The 19,356-nt window shown below is 70.8% G+C and carries 15 protein-coding genes; 12 read left to right on the top strand and 3 right to left on the bottom strand.

From position 1 onward, the window contains the following. Positions 1–272: 272 nt before the first annotated feature. Complete coding sequence (locus tag ABD357_RS37470; RefSeq protein ID WP_344395775.1) at positions 273–2,897, top strand: ATP-dependent Clp protease ATP-binding subunit; 2,625 nt, start codon at positions 273–275, stop codon at positions 2,895–2,897. A gap of 1 nt (position 2,898) precedes the next feature. On the opposite strand, the gene map is transcribed toward ABD357_RS37470, so the two are convergent. Then, complete coding sequence (gene map, locus ABD357_RS37465; protein ID WP_344395774.1) at positions 2,899–3,666, bottom strand: type I methionyl aminopeptidase; 768 nt, start codon at positions 3,664–3,666, stop codon at positions 2,899–2,901. A gap of 61 nt (positions 3,667–3,727) precedes the next feature. Here map and ABD357_RS37460 point away from each other — a divergent pair, with 61 nt between their 5' ends. The 7 genes from ABD357_RS37460 to ABD357_RS37430 all read left to right on the top strand — a co-directional run bounded on the left by ABD357_RS37460 (position 3,728) and on the right by ABD357_RS37430 (position 12,928). Then, positions 3,728–3,979 carry a helix-turn-helix domain-containing protein gene (locus ABD357_RS37460; RefSeq protein WP_344395773.1) on the top strand — a complete coding sequence of 84 codons (252 nt, stop codon included), beginning with the start codon at positions 3,728–3,730 and terminating at the stop codon, positions 3,977–3,979. A 544-nt stretch (positions 3,980–4,523) separates the two neighbouring features. After that, entirely contained in the window at positions 4,524–6,134 is a 1,611-nt protein-coding gene (locus ABD357_RS37455) for a hypothetical protein (protein ID WP_344395772.1), read from the top strand. Positions 6,135–6,543: 409 nt separating this feature from the next. Further along, positions 6,544–7,386 carry a nitrilase-related carbon-nitrogen hydrolase gene (locus ABD357_RS37450; RefSeq protein ID WP_344395771.1) on the top strand — a complete coding sequence of 281 codons (843 nt, stop codon included), beginning with the start codon at positions 6,544–6,546 and terminating at the stop codon, positions 7,384–7,386. Continuing rightward, the gene (locus ABD357_RS37445; RefSeq protein WP_344395770.1) at positions 7,383–8,672 is read left to right on the top strand and encodes an aspartate aminotransferase family protein; all 1,290 of its coding nucleotides are present in this window, start codon (positions 7,383–7,385) and stop codon (positions 8,670–8,672) included. Before ABD357_RS37450 ends, ABD357_RS37445 begins: the two co-directional genes overlap by 4 nt. Positions 8,673–8,774: 102 nt before the next feature. Beyond that, positions 8,775–10,178, top strand: a complete 1,404-nt coding sequence (gene hydA / locus ABD357_RS37440; RefSeq protein ID WP_344395769.1) for a dihydropyrimidinase — start codon at positions 8,775–8,777, stop codon at positions 10,176–10,178. A gap of 11 nt (positions 10,179–10,189) precedes the next feature. Continuing rightward, complete coding sequence (locus ABD357_RS37435; RefSeq protein ID WP_344395768.1) at positions 10,190–11,212, top strand: TIGR03842 family LLM class F420-dependent oxidoreductase; 1,023 nt, start codon at positions 10,190–10,192, stop codon at positions 11,210–11,212. A gap of 144 nt (positions 11,213–11,356) precedes the next feature. Further along, entirely contained in the window at positions 11,357–12,928 is a 1,572-nt protein-coding gene (locus ABD357_RS37430) for an NCS1 family nucleobase:cation symporter-1 (protein ID WP_344395767.1), read from the top strand. 33 nt (positions 12,929–12,961) lie between these two features. Here the strand turns inward: ABD357_RS37430 and ABD357_RS37425 are convergent, their stop codons facing one another. Then, positions 12,962–13,630, bottom strand: a complete 669-nt coding sequence (locus ABD357_RS37425; RefSeq protein ID WP_344395765.1) for a hypothetical protein — start codon at positions 13,628–13,630, stop codon at positions 12,962–12,964. A gap of 159 nt (positions 13,631–13,789) precedes the next feature. Continuing rightward, positions 13,790–14,800: a carboxymuconolactone decarboxylase family protein gene (locus ABD357_RS37420; RefSeq protein ID WP_344395763.1), complete on the bottom strand. Its 1,011-nt coding sequence runs from the start codon at positions 14,798–14,800 to the stop codon at positions 13,790–13,792. Between the two features lie 166 nt (positions 14,801–14,966). On the opposite strand from ABD357_RS37420, the gene ABD357_RS37415 reads away from it, so the two are divergent. From ABD357_RS37415 to ABD357_RS37400, 4 genes are all read left to right on the top strand, one after another. After that, on the top strand, positions 14,967–16,067 hold the full coding sequence (locus ABD357_RS37415; RefSeq protein WP_344395762.1) for a sensor histidine kinase: 1,101 nt from the start codon (positions 14,967–14,969) through the stop codon (positions 16,065–16,067). Continuing rightward, on the top strand, positions 16,064–16,732 hold the full coding sequence (locus ABD357_RS37410) for a response regulator (RefSeq protein WP_344395760.1): 669 nt from the start codon (positions 16,064–16,066) through the stop codon (positions 16,730–16,732). Before ABD357_RS37415 ends, ABD357_RS37410 begins: the two co-directional genes overlap by 4 nt. A gap of 35 nt (positions 16,733–16,767) precedes the next feature. Continuing rightward, complete coding sequence (locus ABD357_RS37405; protein WP_344395759.1) at positions 16,768–17,394, top strand: DUF4232 domain-containing protein; 627 nt, start codon at positions 16,768–16,770, stop codon at positions 17,392–17,394. Between the two features lie 68 nt (positions 17,395–17,462). Continuing rightward, entirely contained in the window at positions 17,463–19,301 is a 1,839-nt protein-coding gene (locus ABD357_RS37400; protein ID WP_344395758.1) for a gamma-glutamyltransferase family protein, read from the top strand. The last annotated feature ends 55 nt before the right edge of the window (positions 19,302–19,356 follow it).

Below are 19,356 nucleotides of genomic sequence, written 5' to 3'. Positions count from 1 at the left end.
CCACCACCCACCACCCACCACCCACCCAGGGGCGCGGGACTGTGACATCAGCGGCTCCGCCGCGATGGGGGTCCCCCCGCTCGAGCGCAGCCGAGAGTGGGGGAGCGACCAGCCACCCACAAACCGCACCCGACACCGAACCCAAAGCACCTACGAACCCCCACGTGTAACCGGCGGAGCCATGGGCACTCGCGAGCCCGGACGGCAGTCGATCGCAAGCGCGCCCCAGCCAGCCCAAGCCCAGCGCAGCGGGGGCGCCGGAACGGATGGCCATGACCAGCGGCTTCCCAGGTCCGCAGGGCTACGGCCCGGACCCCTTCGGAGAATTCTTCGCCCGCTTCTTCGGGGGCGGGGGCGGCCCCCGCCCCGCCCCCCGGCACATCGACATCGGCCGGCTGATGAGCGGCCCCGCCCGCCAGCTGGTCGCCACCGCCGCGACGTACGCCACCGAGCACGGCAGCACGGACCTGGACACCCAGCACCTCCTCCGCGCCGCCCTCGCCGTCGAACCCACCCGCAGCCTGCTGGCCCGAGCCGGCGCCGACCCCGACGCGCTGGCCACCGAGATCGACGAACGCGTGGGCCCGGGCGGCAACCAGTCCGCGGCCAAGCCCGGCGACCAGTCACCCGACCGCCCCGAGGACCGACCCGACGGCCGAGCCGAGGACCGCCCGCACACTCCGCTCGGCATCACCCCCGCAGTCAAACGCGCCCTCCTGGACGCCCACGCCCTCGCCAGGGCGGAAGGCGTCGGCTACATAGGCCCCGAGCACGTCCTCAGCGCCCTCGCCGCGAACCCCGACTCCGCCGCCGGCCACATCCTGAACGCCGCCCGGTTCAGCCCCTCCCCCGTTCCGCCCGAGGGCTCGGCCCCGGCGGCAGGCGCCCCCGCGCACCCGGAGCGCGCGCGTTCCTCTCCCACCCCGACCCTGGACAAGTACGGCCGGGATCTCACCGACCTTGCCCGGCAGGGCCGTATCGACCCGGTCATCGGCCGTGACACGGAGATCGAGCAGACCGTCGAGGTGCTGTCCCGGCGCGGCAAGAACAACCCGGTTCTGATCGGCGACGCGGGCGTGGGCAAGACCGCCATCGTGGAGGGCCTGGCGGAACGCATCGCCGACGGCGACGTGCCCGACATCCTCTCCGGCCGCCGGGTCGTCGCCCTCGACCTGTCGGGCGTGGTCGCCGGCACGCGCTACCGCGGTGACTTCGAGGAGCGGCTGACCAACATCGTCGACGAGATCCGTACGAACTCCGACGAGCTGATCGTCTTCATCGACGAGCTGCACACCGTCGTCGGCGCCGGAGGCGGCGGCGAGGGCGGCTCGATGGACGCGGGCAACATCCTCAAGCCGCCTCTGGCCCGCGGCGAGCTGCACGTCGTGGGCGCCACGACGCTGGAGGAGTTCCGCCGGATCGAGAAGGACGCGGCCCTGGCGCGCCGGTTCCAGCCGATCCTGGTCCCCGAGCCCTCCCCCTCGGACGCGCTGGAGATCCTGCGCGGCCTTTCCGACCGGTACGAGGCCCATCACCAGGTCCGCTACACCGACGAGGCCCTGGTCGCCGCCGTGGAGCTGTCCGACCGCTACATCACGGACCGCCATCTGCCGGACAAGGCCATCGACCTCATGGACCAGGCGGGCGCCCGTGTGCGCCTGCGCGCTCGGACCAAGGGCACCGACGTACGCGCCCTGGAGCGCGAGGTCGAGCAGCTCACCCGGGACAAGGACCAGGCGGTGGCGAGCGAGCAGTACGAGCAGGCCACGCAGTTGCGCGACCGGATCAGCGAACTGAAGACGAAGATCGAGGCGGGGCGCGACGGGGAGGCCGACGAGGGGCAGCAGCTCGAGGTCACCGCCGAGGCCGTCGCCGAGGTGGTCTCCCGGCAGACCGGCATCCCGGTCAGCAGCCTCACCACGGAGGAGAAGGACCGGCTGCTCGGCCTGGAGGAGCATCTGCACCAGCGGGTGGTCGGACAGGACGAGGCCGTCAGCGTGGTGGCCGACGCGATCCTGCGCTCCCGTGCCGGTCTCGCCAGCCCCGACCGGCCGATCGGCAGCTTCCTCTTCCTCGGCCCGACCGGGGTCGGCAAGACGGAGCTGGCCCGCGCGCTGGCGGAGGCCCTGTTCGGCAGTGAGGAGCGGATGGTGCGCCTGGACATGAGCGAGTACCAAGAACGGCACACCGTCAGCCGGCTCGTCGGCGCCCCGCCCGGCTATGTCGGCCACGAGGAGGCCGGGCAGCTCACCGAGACCGTACGGCGGCACCCGTACTCCCTGCTCCTGCTCGACGAGGTGGAGAAGGCCCACCCCGACGTCTTCAACCTCCTGTTGCAGGTCCTCGACGACGGCCGGCTCACCGACGCCCAGGGCCGCACGGTGGACTTCACCAACACCGTGATCGTGATGACGAGCAACCTCGGCTCCGAGGCGATCACCCGCGGCACCGGCCTCGGGTTCGCCGCGCGCGACGCCGAGGCCGACGAGCGGGCCCGCCGTGAGCAGATCCTGCGGCCGCTGCGCCAGCACTTCCGGCCGGAGTTCCTCAACCGCATCGACGAGGTCGTGGTCTTCCGGCAGCTCACCAGCGATCAACTGCACCGCATCACCGAGCAGTTGCTGGATCAGACGCGGCACCGGCTGCGCGCCCGGGACGTCTCGGTCACCTTCACCGACCGGGCGGTCGACTGGCTCGCGCAGCGCGGACACGAGCCCGAGTACGGCGCCCGTCCGCTGCGCCGCACCATCCAGCGGGAGATCGACAACCGGCTGTCCCGTCTGCTCCTCGACGGTCGGCTCACGGCAGGCAGCCGGGTGACGGTGGACATCGAGTACGGAGAGCCGGTGTTCCGCACCGACGAGAGCACCGAGGAGACCGGCCAGGCCGAAGGCTGAGCTACCGGGCCGTCAGGACTCGTGGGCCCGAGTCTGTGATGGCCACGGTGTGTTCGACGTGGGCTGCACGGGAGCCGTCGTTGGTTCGGAGGGTCCAGCCATCCGGGGCTGCGTAGTAGCCGTCCGTGCCGCCGGCGATGAGCATGGGCTCGATGGCCAGGACCATGCCGTGGCGGAGAGGGAGGCCACGGCCGGGACGGCCCTCGTTCGGGACCGGAGGGTCCTCGTGCATGCGGCGGCCTACGCCGTGGCCGCCGAAGCCGTCCGGAATGCCGTAACCCGCCGCGCGGCACACCGTGCCGACGGCGTGGGCGATGTCGCCGATGCGGTTGCCTACGACGGCCGCCTCGATGCCCGCCGCCAGCGCGCGCTCGGCGGTCTCCACGAGGCGTACGTCGGCGGCGCGCGGCCTGCCCACGATGAAACTGGTAGCAGAGTCGCCGACCCAGCCGCCCAGTTCGGCACCGAAGTCGATGGAGAGCAGGTCGCCGTCGCGCAGTCGGTAGCCGGTCGGGATGCCGTGCACGATCGCGTCGTTCACCGAGGTGATCAGCACCGCCGGGAAGGGCGTGGGGGCGAAGGAGGGGTGATAGCCGAGGAAGGGGGAGCCGGCGCCTGCGCCGCGCAGGACGTCGTGGGCGACCTCGTCCAGCTCCAGCAGCGAGACACCCACGTCAGCGGCCTCCCGTACCGCCGTGAGGGCGCGGCCCACGACCTGGCCCGCTTCGTACATCGCGTCGATAGACGTATCCGTCTTCAGTTCCACCATGCCAATTATTATACCGATCGACGCCTATTTATATACCGCTTGCCGGTATTAGTATGGGGGCATGGTACGCACCCCCCTGACCCCCGAAGAGCGTCAACGCGGCGAGCGGCTCGGCCAGTTGCTGCGCGAGGCCCGCGGGAGCCGCAGCATGGCGGAGGTTGCCGCCAGCGCGGGCCTCTCCGCCGAGACGCTCCGCAAGATCGAGACCGGCCGTGCCCCGACCCCCGCCTTCTTCACCGTGGCGGCACTGGCCGGAGTGCTGGGTCTGTCGATGGACGAGATCGCGGGGAGGTGCGCCCTGGCGGGTGTGTGAGCTGCTGCCGGAATACCGAGTTTTACTGACTGATGCTGTGCGAGAGTCCTGCGGTGGGTTGGTGAGCCTTGCGAGTGGGCGCGGTGCAGGGGAAAGCCGTCCCAGCCCATCCCGTCAGGGGTGGGAGGCGGTGCGCGACGACGCACCCCGGGACCGGTACGGAGGACCATCGCCCACCCGCGCTGACGACCCAGCCCGGCCCCTGCCGCACCCCCACGGCCCGAGCGCGCCTGGAGGATCGTGCACACGATGCACGCCGCCGAAGACCCCACGCGACGGCCGAGTCCGCCCAACACCGTTCGGAGCGGGCCACTGACGTGCAGACCTGGACGCAGGACTCCCTACCACTCAGTGTTCAGGAACGGTGTAGCGTCCTTCGCGTGTACGGGACTTGCCGGTGTCCCGAAGTCGAGCCGCGCACGTCACGTTGCGAGTGGGGCGGAGTACTCCGCGCCCGGTCCGAAAACCTCTCGTAGCGCATCCGTAACACGAATGGTGTTTTCTACCGGACCGGAGTACTCCAGTCTGGCGTGGGGTGAACGTAATGGCGGTGGATCAACTCCCGGGCCAGGTGCGGGAGTTCGCTCAGTATCTCAAGGGCCTGCTGACCCGGCTCGACCAGGGCGGCGGGTGGTGCGCTGTGTTCTGGCAGCGCGATCCCGAGGGAATGCGGGCCTGTCTCGGCGGCTGGGAAGTGCCGCCCTGGGACGTCGTGGAGGCGCTCCTCCAGGACCTCGCGGTCGCATACGGCGACCGGGCCGCCGCCCAGGAGACCGAGCGGGCGCGCGCCTTGCACCGAGCCTCACTCGCCGCGTACGACGCCCGGCCCGGCGGCCGGGACGCCCTCGGCGACCGCCTCGACGTCATGCTCCGCGAACAGCGCTACGCGGCCGAACGCCACACGGAACTGACCCACTCCCTGCACGCCGCCGCGTCCCGCGACGAGGCCGACTCCATACGCCTCGACCTGGCCTGGGCCCGTGACGACCACGAACGCGCCACCGCTCGCTGCGCCGAAATCCGCTCCCGGATGGGCGAGTTGGACCGCCGGACGACGGGCGGACAGGCGCGCGAGGCGATGACGATCCCTCCGGGGGACGGCGGGGGTGTGGTCTGGGTCGATGGGGTGCCCGACGGGGGAGGGAGTCCGTCGCACGACGGTCACGGTGGGTCGTCCCATGGGGGCGGTGGCGCGTACGGCTCCGACAGTGCCGCCGAGGGACGCGTGGGTGCGCAGCGTCGGGAGCCGGTCGAGGGCGACTGGCCGGACATCTGGCAGGACTCGACCGTGCGACGAGCCGCCCGCCGGCCCGACTTCGGCGTGGACACCCCGATGTCCGCCCCACCCTCACCCGAGCACGCCACGCCGTCCGACGCCCCGACTTCCGCAGCCGACGTCCGCCCTACGCCCTCCGCGCCCGCCCCCAAGGCGGCCAAGCAACGCTCCAAACGGCGGCCCCGGGGCAGTGCCCGTTTCGCCGGGATGGAAGCGGACCCCGGTGCCGGCGCCGTACCGGACATGCCCGTGCCTGCCGCCACGGACCGCAGCCCGCGGGGGGTCCGTTACGCAGGGGCTGCCGAGGAAGCGGAGCGGCGGCCGTCGGGGCGGCGCGAGCCGTTGGACGACGAGGCGCGGCGAGCCACGGTCGAGGCCGTCGAGCGGCTTGTCCGGCTGCGCGGCGAGGGGCGCAGCGGGGAGGCGCACGCCCTGCTGGCCGAAGCCGCGTACTGGCCTGCGGCCCGGCTTCCCCTCCTCGCCGCCGAGCTGCACCGTGCGGGCCTGGGCGCGGACTGGGCCACGCTGCTGTGGGAGGCGGTTTCGCTGCCGGCCGACCGGCTGGTCTCCGCGGCCGATGCGCTTGCGGCGGCGGGGCGTCTGGCGGATGGCCGGCAGATGCTGCGACAGGGCGTTGCGCGGCCCGCCTCGGAGATCGGCGAGGCGGTGTTGGCACTCGCCGAGGATGGCCGCGAACGCGAGGTCCGTGCGCTCCTCGACGCGTACGTGCGCGTCCGCACACCCGAGGAGGTGGCCCGGAGCGCGGCTCCCGACCCGGCGCGGCTCTCGCCTCTCCTCCTGGAGGCGGCCAAGGCTGTGTCCGAGGAGCGCCACTGGGACCTGGTCCACGCGTTGCGCGTCGCCGGTTACACCGGGTGACAGCGCCTCCGGCCGTTGGCTGGGGGCGCCTACCGGGTGGGTGGGTTCCGTGCATGGGCGACTGCGGGTGCGTCGTGGCTGGTCGCGCCCCGCGGCGGAGCCGCTCATGTCACAGCCCCGCGCCCCTAAAGAGCCTGCACGCACCGGCCCGCGGCCCCGCACCCACCACCCAGCCAAGGGTGCGAGGAACTGCGCGAGCAACCACAACGAACCCGCACCCGGCAGTGAACCCGGAACCACCCACGAACCCGACCGCCGAAGGCAACCCCATCGGAGGAAGAAACATGATCGACTCCTCCGGTTAACGACGATGGTCTTGCCCAGCGCAGCGGCTCGGCTTACTTTCGGGGCTCCAGCGTCTACGGGCGTAGAGACGTAGACGCTGACGCCCGGTCGAAGGAGCAAGCTCATGGCCAACGTCGTACGTGCCGCCCTGGTCCAGGCCACCTGGACCGGCGACTCCGCATCCATGGTCGCCAAGCACGAGGAACACGCCCGCGAAGCGGCCCGCCAGGGCGCGAAGGTCATCGGATTCCAGGAAGTCTTCAACGCCCCGTACTTCTGCCAGGTCCAGGAGCCGGAACACTACAAGTGGGCCGAACCCGTCCCGGACGGCCCGACCGTGACGCGTATGCAGGAGCTCGCGCGCGAGACCGGCATGGTCATCGTCGTGCCGGTCTTCGAGGTCGAACAGTCCGGCTTCTACTTCAACACCGCCGCCGTGATCGACGCCGACGGCACCTACCTCGGCAAGTACCGCAAGCACCACATCCCCCAGGTCAAGGGCTTCTGGGAGAAGTACTACTTCAAACCGGGCAACCTGGGCTGGCCCGTCTTCGACACGGCTGTCGGCAAGGTCGGCGTCTATATCTGCTACGACCGCCACTTCCCGGAGGGCTGGCGTCAACTCGGCCTCAACGGCGCTCAGTTGGTCTACAACCCCTCCGCCACCTCCCGTGGACTCTCCGGCTACCTCTGGCAGTTGGAGCAGCCTGCCGCCGCCGTCGCCAACGAGTACTTCATCGCCGCGATCAACCGCGTCGGCCAGGAGGAGTACGGCGACAACGACTTCTACGGGACGAGTTACTTCGTCGACCCCCGTGGGCAGTTCGTCGGCGAGACCGCGAGCGACAAGACCGAAGAGCTCGTCGTACGCGACCTCGACTTCGACCTGATCGAAGAGGTGCGGCAGCAATGGGCCTTCTACCGGGACCGCCGCCCCGACGCCTACGAGGGACTGGTGCAGCCATGAGTGACCTGGACCTGTACGCCCGCCACAAGGCAGTCCTCCCCGACTGGCTCGCCCTCTACTACGCCGACCCCCTCGAGATCACCCACGGCGAGGGCCGCCACGTCTGGGACGCCGCCGGGAAGAAGTACCTCGACTTCTTCGGCGGGATTCTGACCACCATGACCGCGCACGCGCTCCCCGAGGTGACGAAGGCCGTCAGCGAGCAGGCCGGGCGGATCATCCACACCTCGACCCTCTACCTCAACCGGCCGATGGTCGAACTCGCCGAGCGCATCGCCCAGTTGTCCGGTATCCCGGACGCCCGCGTCTTCTTCACGACGTCCGGCACGGAGGCCAACGACACCGCGCTGCTGCTGGCGACCGCGTACCGGCGGAGCAACCAGATCCTGGCGATGCGCAACAGCTACCACGGCCGTTCGTTCAGCGCGGTCGGCATCACCGGCAACAAGGGCTGGTCGCCGACCAGCCTCTCGCCCCTGCAGACGCTGTACGTCCACGGCGGCGTCCGCACCCGCGGCCCGTACGCCGACCTCGACGACGCCGGCTTCATCGCGGCCTGCGTCGCCGACCTGGAGGACCTGCTCGGCCATGTCCGCGCGCCCGCGGCCCTGATCGCCGAGCCCGTTCAGGGCGTCGGCGGCTTCACCGCACCCCCGGACGGACTGTACGCGGCCTTCCGCGAGGTGCTACAGGAGCGCGGCATCCTGTGGATCGCCGACGAGGTGCAGACCGGCTGGGGCCGGACCGGCGACCACTTCTGGGGCTGGCAGGCCCACGGCGCTTCAGGACCGCCGGACATGCTGACCTTCGCCAAGGGCATCGGCAACGGCATGTCGATCGGCGGGGTCGTCGCCCGGGCCGACGTCATGAACTGCCTCGACTCCAACTCCATTTCGACCTTCGGCGGCTCTCCGGTCACGATGGCCGCCGGGAACGCCAACCTCACGTACCTCCTCGAACACGACCTTCAGGGCAACGCCCGCCGCGTCGGCGGAATGCTCATCGAGCGGCTGCGGGCCATCGCCGCTCAGCATCCGGGCGTACGCGAGATCCGTGGCCGCGGACTGATGATCGGCGTCGAGCTGGTGAAACCCGGCACCGACGAGGCCGACCCGGACACGGCCGCCGCCGTACTCGAAGCGGCCCGCGAGGAAGGCCTGCTGATCGGCAAGGGCGGCGGTCACAACACCAGCGTCCTGCGCATCGCCCCACCGCTCTCGCTCACCGTCGCGGAGGCCGAAGAGGGCGCCGCACTCCTCGAGCGGGCGCTGAGGAGTGCCCCGTAGGCCACCAGTGACCGTCGTCCCGGCGTCGTTCGCCGATCCGGACGACGCCGGGCACATCCGTACGTCAGCAGCGCCCACCACCGCAGGACCAGGAGAGGGACCATGAGCAGTCGTACCGTCATCCGCGGTGGCCTCGTCATCACCGCGTCCGACGAGATCCACGCCGACGTCCTGATCGAGGACGGCCGCATCGCCGCCCTCGCCGCCTCCGGCACCCCGGCCGCCGAGGCCTGGACCGCCGAGCGCACCATCGACGCCACGGGGAAGTACGTGATTCCGGGCGGCGTCGACGCCCATACGCACATGGAGCTGCCGTTCGGCGGCACCTTCGCCTCCGACACCTTCGAGACCGGCACCCGGGCCGCGGCCTGGGGCGGCACCACGACGATCGTCGACTTCGCCGTGCAGACCGTGGGCCGCTCGCTGCGCGAGGGCCTGGACGCCTGGAACGCCAAGGCCGACGGCAACTGCGCCATCGACTACGGCTTCCACATGATCGTCTCCGACGTCAACCAGGAGACGCTCAAGGAGATGGATCTGCTCGTGGAGGAGGGGGTCACCTCCTTCAAGCAGTTCATGGCGTACCCCGGCGTCTTCTACAGCGACGACGGCCAGATCCTGCGCGCCATGCAGCGCTCCGCCGAGAACGGCGGACTGATCATGATGCACGCCGAGAACGGCATCGCGATCGATGTCCTGGTCGAGCAGGCGCTGGCGCGGGGAGAGACGGATCCGCGGTACCACGGCGAGGTGCGGAAGGCGCTCCTCGAAGCCGAGGCCACCCACCGCGCCATCAAGCTCGCGCAGGTCGCGGGCGCCCCGCTGTACGTCGTGCACGTCTCGGCGATGGAGGCGGTCGCCGAGCTGGCAAGGGCGCGCGACGAGGGCCTGAACGTCTTCGGTGAGACCTGCCCGCAGTATCTGTTCCTGTCCACGGACAACCTCGCGGAGCCGGACTTCGAGGGGTCCAAGTACGTGTGCTCCACGCCGCTGCGCCCCAAGGAGCACCAGAGGTACCTGTGGCGGGGCCTCAGGACGAACGACCTCCAGGTCGTCTCCACCGACCACTGCCCCTTCTGCTTCGTCGGCCAGAAGGAACTCGGCCGCGGCGACTTCTCCAAGATCCCCAACGGTCTGCCGGGCGTCGAGAACCGTATGGACCTCCTCCACCAGGCCGTCGTCGACGGGCACATCACCCGCCGCCGCTGGATCGAGATCGCCTGCGCCACTCCGGCCCGGATGTTCGGCCTGTACCCGAAGAAGGGGACGATCGCGCCGGGCGCCGACGCGGACGTCGTCATCTACGACCCGGGGGCCGAGCAGGTCATGTCCGCCGAGACGCACCACATGAACGTCGACTACTCGGCGTACGAGGGCAAGAGCGTCACCGGCCGCGTCGAGACGGTCCTCTCGCGGGGCGAACTCGTCATCACCGAGCGGGAGTTCACCGGACGTGCCGGTCATGGCGTCTACACCCCCCGCTCCACCTGTCAGTACCTCAACTAGGAGTGGCGCCCATGGACTTCGGACTGGTCCTGCAGACCGACCCCCCTGCCTCCCGTGTCATCAGCCTGATGAAGCGGGCCGAGCGCAACGGCTTCACGTACGGCTGGACCTTCGACTCCGCCGTGCTGTGGCAGGAGCCGTTCGTGATCTACAGCCAGATCCTGTCGAGCACGTCGAAGCTGAAGGTCGGCCCGATGGTCACCAACCCGGGCACCCGCACCTGGGAGGTCACCGCCTCGACCTTCGCCACGCTCAACGACATGTTCGGCAACCGCACGATCTGCGGTATCGGCCGCGGTGACTCCGCGATGAGGGTCGCGGGCCGCAAGCCCAACACCCTGGCCCGTATCAGCGAGGCCATGAAGGTGATCCGGGCACTGGGCAGCGGCGAGGAGGCGGACCTCGGCGGCGGCACCGTCATCCGGTTCCCGTGGATCAAGCCGGGCGCCGAACTCCCGGTCTGGATGGCCGCGTACGGTCCGAAGGCCCTGAAGATGACCGGCGAGGAGGCCGACGGCTTCATCCTCCAGCTGTCCGACCTGTACTTGACCGAGTACATGGTGAAGGCGGTCAAGGGCGCGGCGGTCGCCGCCGGTCGTGACCCGTCCGACGTCAAGATCTGCGTGGCCGCCCCGGCGTACGTCACCGAGGACGACTCGCCCGAGGCGCTCGCTCACGCACGTGAGCAGTGCCGCTGGTTCGGCGGGATGGTCGGCAACCATGTCGCGGACCTGGTGTCCAAGTACGGTTCCGACGGCGTCGTGGTCCCGCAGACGCTCACCGACTACATCAAGGCCCGCGAGGGGTACGACTACTCGCACCATGGGCGCAGCGGCAACCCGGACACCCAGTTCGTGCCCGACGAGATCGTCGACCGGTTCTGCGTCATCGGCCCGGTCGAGAAGCACATCGAGAAGCTGAACGCGCTGCGTGAGCTGGGCGTCGACCAGTTCGCCGTGTACGACATGCATGACGCGCAGGAGGCCGTGATCGACGCGTACGGCAAGAAGGTCATCCCCGCGCTCAACTCCTGACCGGACCGCCGACTCCTGGTACTCGGCACCACCGCTCCCCTCTCCCCGACCCCCCACTCCTTGTCTCCCCTCCCTGCCGTCCCGGGGAGGGGTCAAGGGGGCCCCGCACGGCCTCTCCCGTCCCGCTTATTGATTGGCCTGCCCATGACCGAAACAGCCCCCTCGGGGTCGCCCACCATCCAGAGCGCCGACGCCGAAGGCCGGATAGAGCTCGCCCCTGAGGCCTTCCCCGCCGACAGCCCCTTCGCCAACGAGGACCTGCGCCCCGTGCCGCTCGCCGAACGGCGCTGGACGACGTACAACTTCGCCGCGTTGTGGATCGGGATGGCGGTCAACGTCCCGTCGTGGACGCTCGCCGCCGGCCTGGTCGCGCTCGGCATGGACTGGAAGCAGTCCGTGCTCACCATCGCGCTCGGCAACGTCATCGTGTTGCTGCCGATGCTGCTGACCGGCCACGCGGGACCGAAGTACGGCATTCCGTTCCCCGTGCTCGCACGCGCCTCCTTCGGGCTGCGCGGCGCCAATCTGCCGGCGCTGCTGCGCGGACTGGTGGCCTGCGCCTGGTTCGGCATCCAGACCTGGATCGGCGGTCAGTCCATCTACTTCCTGGCCGGGAAGGTGTCCGGGGCGGGCAGTTGGTGGACCGATGCCGGCAAGGTCGGCGGCTACCCGTGGACGCAGTGGCTGTGCTTCCTGCTCTTCTTCGTCATCGAGATCGTGATCATCCTGCGTGGTATGGACGCGGTGCGGCGGCTGGAGAACTGGGCGGCGCCGCTGATGCTGGCGGGTGCGGTGGCACTGCTGGTGTGGATCGCGAACAAGGCCGGCGGCTTCGGCCCGCTGCTCGACCAGCCCTCGCAGCTCGGCTGGGGCGCCGATTTCTGGAAGGTCTTCTTCCCGGCGCTGATGGGCATGATCGGCTTCTGGTCGACGCTCTCCCTCAACATCCCCGACTTCACGCGCTTCGGCGCCGGGCAGAGGGCCCAGGTGTGGGGTCAGTCGCTGGGACTGCCCACCACCATGGCCGTGTTCGCGCTGCTGTCGGTGTTGGTCACCTCCGGCGCGCAGGCGGTGTACGGCGAGCCGATCTGGGACCCGAGCCAGCTCGCGGCCCGGATGGACAGCACGGTCGGAGTGCTCTTCGCGCTCTTCATCCTGCTGCTCGCCACGCTGTCCACGAACGTCGCCGCCAACCTGGTCAGCCCGGCGTACGACCTGTCCAACCTGGCTCCGAAGCTCATCAGCTTCCGCACCGGGGCGCTCATCGCCTGCTGCGTCGGCGTGGTCATCTTCCCCTGGAAGCTGATCGAGAACCCGGACATCTACATCTTCACCTGGCTGGGCACCGTCGGTGGCCTCCTCGGCACCGTGGCCGGCATCCTCATCGCCGACTACTGGCTGATCCGCCGTACTCACCTGGACCTGCCCGGCCTCTACGCCGAGGGCAGTCGCTACTGGTACAGCTCCGGCTGGAACTGGCGGGCACTGGTGGCCTTCGCCGTGGGCGCCGTCCTCGCCGTGGGCGGCTCGTACTCCAACGTCGACGCCGACGGCAACAAGGCCGGCCCCTTCCCGGCGGACGGACTGATCCCGTTCCTCAAGCCGCTCGCCGACTACGGCTGGGCGGTGGGCCTGGGCGTGTCGCTGCTGCTGTACACGCTCCTCATGGGCGGAAGGGAGCGCGAGGCCCAGCCTCAGGATGCCGCCCGGCCCTGACGCGTTGGTGCGGGCCGCGCCGGAGTACGGGCTCTACCGAGCCTTCTCCAGCGCGGCCACCGCCTCCTTGGCCGCCTTGATGGCGCCCTTGTTGATCTCGTCCGTACCGGGCGCCTTCTTCGACTCGAAGTCACTGCCGTTGTACGTCACGACCACCATCGCGTTGGACACGCGGACGATCACCATGCCCTCGCGCGTCTGCTGCTTGTCCTCGGTGGTGAGGTTCACCACCGAGTACGCCTCGTCGCCGAGACCGGGGACCGCCCCTCCGCCACTGTTCTTCGTGATCCGCTCCTTGTAGGCGGCCGTGGCGGTCTGGTCGGTCTTCTTGATCTCGTACGAGACGTCGAGCCAGCGGTAGTCGAACCCCTTGAGCGCGTTCCAGGAGCAGGTGCGGCGCACCGACTCGTCCGTCGACGGGATCTCCTTGCCGGCCGTCTTGGCGCCCGGCACCAGTGAGGTCACCGTCTTCTCCCCGATCCCTTGGCAGGGCTTGGGCGAGACGCGGTACGTCTGGCTCGCCGCCGCCGTGGACGGCGCGGACGGCGACGCGCTGGGTCTGTCCGAGGACGCCTTGTTGTCCGCGTCCCCGGCCGGAGACGCGGCGAACGGCCCGGACGCCAGCGCCCAGCCGGCCGAGGCGAGCACGGCGACCGGCAGCAGACGCGCGGTAAGGGCGAGCGGCAGAGGAAGAGAACGCACGGCGCACTTCTCGTGGGGGATGGGTGCGGAGGGGGCCACACTGCGGACGGGACGCCAGTGTCACATGCCTCTCTGTGAGGCGGTAGTGCGAACTCGCTCCGTGGCCGTGTGGTCACAGCGGCTCGCTGTTGACGGACCGCCGGGAGTTGGCGGTCTTGGTCACGCGGTCTCCTCGTGGATGCGCAGCGGCAGCGCCCGCTCGATGCGGTCGACGGCGGCGAACGCGCCGTACGCGATCAGATGGACCAGGCAGTGGTCCGTGAACGGCGGTTTCTTCCAGGCCGCCACGTCCTCGTCGGTGATGCGGTACGGCGCCAGCGCGGCCAGCAGCGCCAGACGCGCGCCCGGCCTGTCCTCGCGGTCCGGCAGGGTCGGCCAGGCGAGCGGGGGGTGCGTGCCGTCCCACGCCTCGACGGTCTCCCGTACGAGCCTCTGGTCGGCCTCGGGGAGGAGGCCGGCGCCGGCCGTGGCGGCCGTCCGGAGCGCCGCGTACGCCGGGCCGACCGTTGCCCCGGCCGCCCAGGAGGGGATCGGGCCTGTGTCGGCTTCGTCGAGGAGCGCGAGACTCGCACCCGGGACGAAGCGTCGGCGCACGGTCTTCGCCAGCGAACGGCCTCCCAGGCTGCGTACCACCCGGAAGCGCTGGGCGTTGCCCGGGAGCAGGTTCTCCGTCACCAGGGACGAGACGATCCGATTGATGAAGTGGAAGGCGAGGGCGGTACCGACGTACCCGGGAGTGTGTTCGGCAGGGAAGGGGAGCGTCGAGACGTCCGGGCTGCCAGGGGTGCGGGTCGCCTCGCCCCAGGCGAGCACGCGCGCGTGCTGCTCGTCTTCCGGTGGCTTCCCGTGCGCCAGGCGCTCGGCGAGGGCGTGGTCGCCGGTGGCGTGCAGCAGCATGGTGTGCGCGTCCACACAGAACGGGCACTTGTTGGCGCGCGACACTCCCACGGCGGCCAACTCCTTGCCGGTGCGGTTGCCTTTGCCCGCAATCAGGGACTCACGCATCAAGGCCCAGGTGGGAGCGATGAGTTCGGGCGCCGAGGAGAGGGCGACGAAGGGAGAGGCGTCCTCGATGCCGAAATCCGCGGCGAGCTGCTCGTAGACGGCGGCGGTGCGGCCGGTGGCGGCCTTGGGCGGGATGGGTTCGGTGTACCGGAAGGGTGAAGTCATGAGGAGAACCCTGGCTCCGGCGGGTGCCTTCGGGCGTCGTACGGGCGAAGGCAGTTGAGGCTGCGTCGACGAGGTCGCCCGGTCGGCGGACTACTGCGCCGGGAGTAGTCGCGGGGTTGTCCACAGGGCGGACGCCGTTGTCGGTGCGGCGGTCTACTGTGCGGACATGAACGGGGACCAGGTGTTACGCGCGCACGTCGTCGACGCGGTACTCGCTGTCGTGATCGGCGCGATCGTCGTGTCCGTGGCGGCCTTCGACGCGGACACGACCTCGCTCGACCATGCGTTGATCGTGACCGGTTCGCTGGTGCTGGCAGCGTACCGGCGGGCGCCGTGCGTGGTGCTCGCTGTGACCACGGTCGCGCTGACCGGCTATGTGCTGCACGCTCACCCCGGGCCCGTGTCCGCCCTCCCGGTGGTGGCCGCCGTCCATGCGGCGGCTCAGGCGGGGCATCGAGGCGTGGGTGCGATCGCGAGCGCCGTGTTCCTCGGGGGGTATCTCGCTACTGACCCCACGTCCCAGGCCGCCGTCGAGCGGACCGCGCTGCTGGCGGGCTGGTTCCTGTGCGCCGTCGTCACCGGTCTCGCCGGGCGCAACTGGCAGGCGTATCTGCGCCAGACCGAACAGCGCGCGCTGGAGGCCGAACGCACCCGAGAGGAGGCCGCCCTGCGCCGGGCCGGAGAGGAACGCCTGCGTATAGCCAGGGAGTTGCACGACTCCCTCACGCACAGCATCTCGATCGTCAAGCTTCAGGCGGGCGTCGCCGTCCACCTCGCCCGTAAGCGCGGCGAGGAGGTGCCGCCCGCGCTGCTCGCCATCCAGGAGGCCGGCGGCGAGGCGATGCGCGAACTGCGCGCCACACTCGACGTGTTGCGCACCGACGAGCCCACCGGTACCCCGGCCCTGCTCGTGGAGCGCGCCCGCGCGGCAGGCCTTGCCGTCGACCTGATCGTGAGCGGCGCTGAGCGTCCGCTGACGGCGACCGTGGACCGCGCGGCGTACCGCATCGTCCAGGAGGCCCTCACCAACGCCGCCCGGCACGCGGGCCCCGCCAAAGTCATGGTCCAACTGGACTACCGAGAAGGTGAGTTGGAGATACGGATCGACGACGACGGCTCCGCAGACCCAGCCCGGCCGCCCACCGAGGGCATCGGCCTCACCGGCATGCGCGAACGCGTCACGGCCCTCGGCGGCGCGCTGCACGCCGGCCCGCGCACGGAGGGCGGTTTCTCCGTGCGGGCCCAACTGCCGCTGGACGCTTCGTGATCCGGGTCGCGCTCATCGACGACCAGGCGCTGATGCGGGCCGGGTTCCGGGCACTCCTGGACGCCGAGGACGGCATCGAGGTGGTCGGCGAGGCCGCGGACGGGGAGCAGGGGCTGGAGCTGGTGCGCACCCATGTCCCCGACGTAGCCCTCGTCGACGTTCAGATGCCGGTGATGTCGGGCATCGAGGCCACCCGCCGCATCGCCGCCGATCCCGAACTGTCCGGTGTACGCGTGGTCATCCTCACCAACTACGGCCTGGACGAGTATGTCTTCGAGGCGCTGCGCGCCGGGGCCAGCGGGTTCCTGCTCAAGGACACCGAGCCTGCCGATCTGCTCCAGGCCATCGAGGTCGTGGCGCGCGGCGAAGCGCTGCTGTCGCCGTCGGTCACGCGCACGCTGATCGGCGAGTTCGTGTCCCGGCCACCGGACCGGGCCACCGCTCCCGGTCTGGAGTGCCTGACCCGCCGCGAGCGCGAGGTCACCGCACTCGCCGCCCGCGGGCTCACCAACGAGGAGATCGCCGCCCACATGGTCATCAGCCCCTTCACGGCCAAGACCCACATCAGCCGCGCGATGACCAAGCTCGGCGCCCGTGACCGGGCCCAACTCGTCGTCTTCGCCTACGAGTCGGGGCTGGTGGCGGCGCGCGGTCACGCGGAGTGAATCCTTCCGTCGAGGGTGCGTGCGATGATCGGCGCGTGATCGCGATACGCCGTCGAGTGGCGCGAAGCCTCGTCACCACAGCCGTGCTGGCGCTGGCTGTCGGCGGCTGTGGGCTCGGGGCCGAGCTGGACCGGGAGCGCAACCCGGAGCAGACGCAGCCCGAGAAGAAGCCGCCCTCGACACCGCCTGCCGTGTCGGTCGCCCCGGTTCCCGAACGCTCCGCACCGGTGCTCACCCAGGAAGCGGGTGGCTGCCCGTCGTCCGGTGTCCGTATCGACACGGGCCCGGTCAACGCCGCCATGGGGTTGCGCGCCATGACCCTCACCCTGACCAACTGCGGCGAACGGCCCTACGAGCTGAACGGCTACCCGTCCATCACTGTTCTCGACGAGGCGGGCGACCCGTTCCAGGAAGTGCGGACTGTTGAGGGGACGGAGCAGGTGCCCATGGCCGGGGACGCTCCCGGCCCCGAGCCGCTGACCCTCGAGCCGGGCGAGACCGCACAGGCGGGCCTGGTCTGGCGGATGCACGCCGAGGACGGTGTGTATCTCCGGGTCACCTCGCAGAAGGGGCGCGACACCGTGACCGTACGCTCCCGGGAGACCCTCGACATCGGCCCTGACAACGTCTTGGGGACGTCCCCCTGGAAGCCGTTGGAGTAGCGGGTACTCGGGGGCGCGCACGGGTACGTACGATCTTCGGATGCCCGCCCGGAGTTGAGGAGTCGCCCGTGTTCACGACCCGTCCCACGCTCCAGGGCACCTTCGGCATGGTGTCCTCCACGCACTGGCTCGCCTCGCAGTCGGCGATGGCCGTGCTGGAGGACGGCGGCAACGCGTACGACGCCGCTGTCGCCGCGGGTTTCGTGCTGCACGTCGTCGAGCCCCACCTGAACGGGCCCGGGGGCGAGGTGCCGATCATCCTGGCCCCGGCGGGCGGCGAGGTGCGGGTGCTGTGCGGACAGGGCGTGGCGCCGGCCGGGGCGGAAATCGCCTACTACAGGGGACTCGGTTTGGATCTCGTACCCGGTACGGGACCGCTCGCCGCCGCCGTTCCCGGTGCCTTCGACGCCTGGATGCTGCTCCTGCGGGACCACGGCACGAAGACCTTGGCGGACGTCCTGGAGTACGCCATCGGGTACGCGGAGGACGGGCACGCGCCCGTGGAGCGCGTCGGCGAGACGGTCGAAACCGTACGGGAGCTCTTCGAGACCGAGTGGACCTCGTCGGCCGAGGTGTATCTGCCGGGCGGCCGAGCCCCGCGGCCGGGCGAGCTGTTCCGGAATCCGGCGTTGGCGGCGACCTGGAGGCGGCTGATCGCGGAGGCCACTCGGGCGGGCGGTGAGCGGGGCGCGCAGATCGAGGCCGCGCGGCGGATCTGGCGCGAGGGCTTCATCGCCGAGGCCCTGGTACGGCAGGCAGGGCGGCCGGCCATGGACACCAGCGGCGAACGCCACGCGGGCACGCTGACGGCAGCCGACCTGGCGGCCTGGTCCGCGTCCTACGAGGCTCCGGTGACGTACGACTGGCGCGGCTGGACCCTGTGCAAGGCGGGCCCCTGGAGCCAAGGGCCGGTCCTCCTCCAGCAGTTGGCCCTGCTGCCGCCCGAACTGCCGCGCTACGGCTCCGCGGAGTACGTCCATCTGCTGATCGAGGGCTGCAAGCTCGCGATGGCCGACCGGGAGGCCTGGTACGGGGACGCGGCCGACGTACCGGTGCGGGAGCTGCTGTCGGAGGAGTACAACGCGGGACGGCGGGTGCTCGTCGGGGAGAAGGCCTCGTACGAGCTGCGGCCCGGGAGCCCTGGGGGACGTACTCCGCGGCTCAGCGGGCACGCGCGCGTGGTGGCCACCGGGGAGGCGGGGTTCGATCCGCTCGCGGCGCCGGGTGCGGGAGAGCCGACCGTGGCCAAGAGTCCGACGTCGCCCGTGCCAGGGGAGCCCGACGTCTCGGCGGACGGCGGTACTCGGGGCGACACCTGCCACCTCGATGTCGTCGACCGCTGGGGCAACATGGTCGCCGCCACGCCCAGCGGCGGCTGGCTGCAGTCCAACCCGGTCGTGCCTGAGCTGGGCTTCCCGCTCGGCACCCGGCTCCAGATGGCCTGGTTGGAGGAGGGGTTGCCCAACTCCCTTGTGCCCGGGCGCCGTCCGCGTACGACCCTCACGCCGTCACTCGCGCTGCGGGGCGGGGTGCCGGTCATGGCGTTCGGCACACCCGGCGGCGACCAGCAGGATCAGTGGCAACTGCACTTCTTCCTGGCCGTCGCCCTGCGCTCCGAGGTGCGCGGCGGACTCGACCTCCAGGGCGCGATCGACGCCCCCAACTGGCACAACGACAGCTTCCCCGGCTCCTTCTACCCGCGCGGCATGCGCCCTGGCAGCGTCACCGTCGAGGCCCGCATGGACCCGGCCGTCGCCCATGAACTGCGTCGCCGGGGTCACGACGTACAGGTCGGACCGCCCTGGTCCGAGGGGCGGCTGTGCGCGGTCGCGCGGGACCCGGAGAACGGGGTGCTGTCGGCGGCGGCGAACCCGCGGGGGATGCAGGGGTACGCGGTCGGACGCTGACCCCTGAGGCTGCTGACCTCCGAGGCTGTGGACGGCCAGGGGGCTGGGGAGTTCA

It is taken from the genome of Streptomyces vastus, from assembly GCF_039532825.1.
Taxonomy (GTDB): Bacteria; Actinomycetota; Actinomycetes; order Streptomycetales; family Streptomycetaceae; genus Streptomyces; species Streptomyces vastus.
This window is presented reverse-complemented; position numbering and strand designations above follow the sequence as displayed.

What these genes read in the sequence shown, in the direction of transcription:
- ABD357_RS37470 (WP_344395775.1), top strand. Translation starts at nt 273, where the DNA reads ATGACCAGCGGCTTCCCAGGTCCGCAGGGCTACGGCCCGGACCCCTTC.
- map (WP_344395774.1), bottom strand. Translation starts at nt 3,666, where the DNA reads ATGGTGGAACTGAAGACGGATACGTCTATCGACGCGATGTACGAAGCG.
- ABD357_RS37460 (WP_344395773.1), top strand. Translation starts at nt 3,728, where the DNA reads ATGGTACGCACCCCCCTGACCCCCGAAGAGCGTCAACGCGGCGAGCGG.
- ABD357_RS37455 (WP_344395772.1), top strand. Translation starts at nt 4,524, where the DNA reads ATGGCGGTGGATCAACTCCCGGGCCAGGTGCGGGAGTTCGCTCAGTAT.
- ABD357_RS37450 (WP_344395771.1), top strand. Translation starts at nt 6,544, where the DNA reads ATGGCCAACGTCGTACGTGCCGCCCTGGTCCAGGCCACCTGGACCGGC.
- ABD357_RS37445 (WP_344395770.1), top strand. Translation starts at nt 7,383, where the DNA reads ATGAGTGACCTGGACCTGTACGCCCGCCACAAGGCAGTCCTCCCCGAC.
- hydA (WP_344395769.1), top strand. Translation starts at nt 8,775, where the DNA reads ATGAGCAGTCGTACCGTCATCCGCGGTGGCCTCGTCATCACCGCGTCC.
- ABD357_RS37435 (WP_344395768.1), top strand. Translation starts at nt 10,190, where the DNA reads ATGGACTTCGGACTGGTCCTGCAGACCGACCCCCCTGCCTCCCGTGTC.
- ABD357_RS37430 (WP_344395767.1), top strand. Translation starts at nt 11,357, where the DNA reads ATGACCGAAACAGCCCCCTCGGGGTCGCCCACCATCCAGAGCGCCGAC.
- ABD357_RS37420 (WP_344395763.1), bottom strand. Translation starts at nt 14,800, where the DNA reads ATGACTTCACCCTTCCGGTACACCGAACCCATCCCGCCCAAGGCCGCC.
- ABD357_RS37415 (WP_344395762.1), top strand. Translation starts at nt 14,967, where the DNA reads ATGAACGGGGACCAGGTGTTACGCGCGCACGTCGTCGACGCGGTACTC.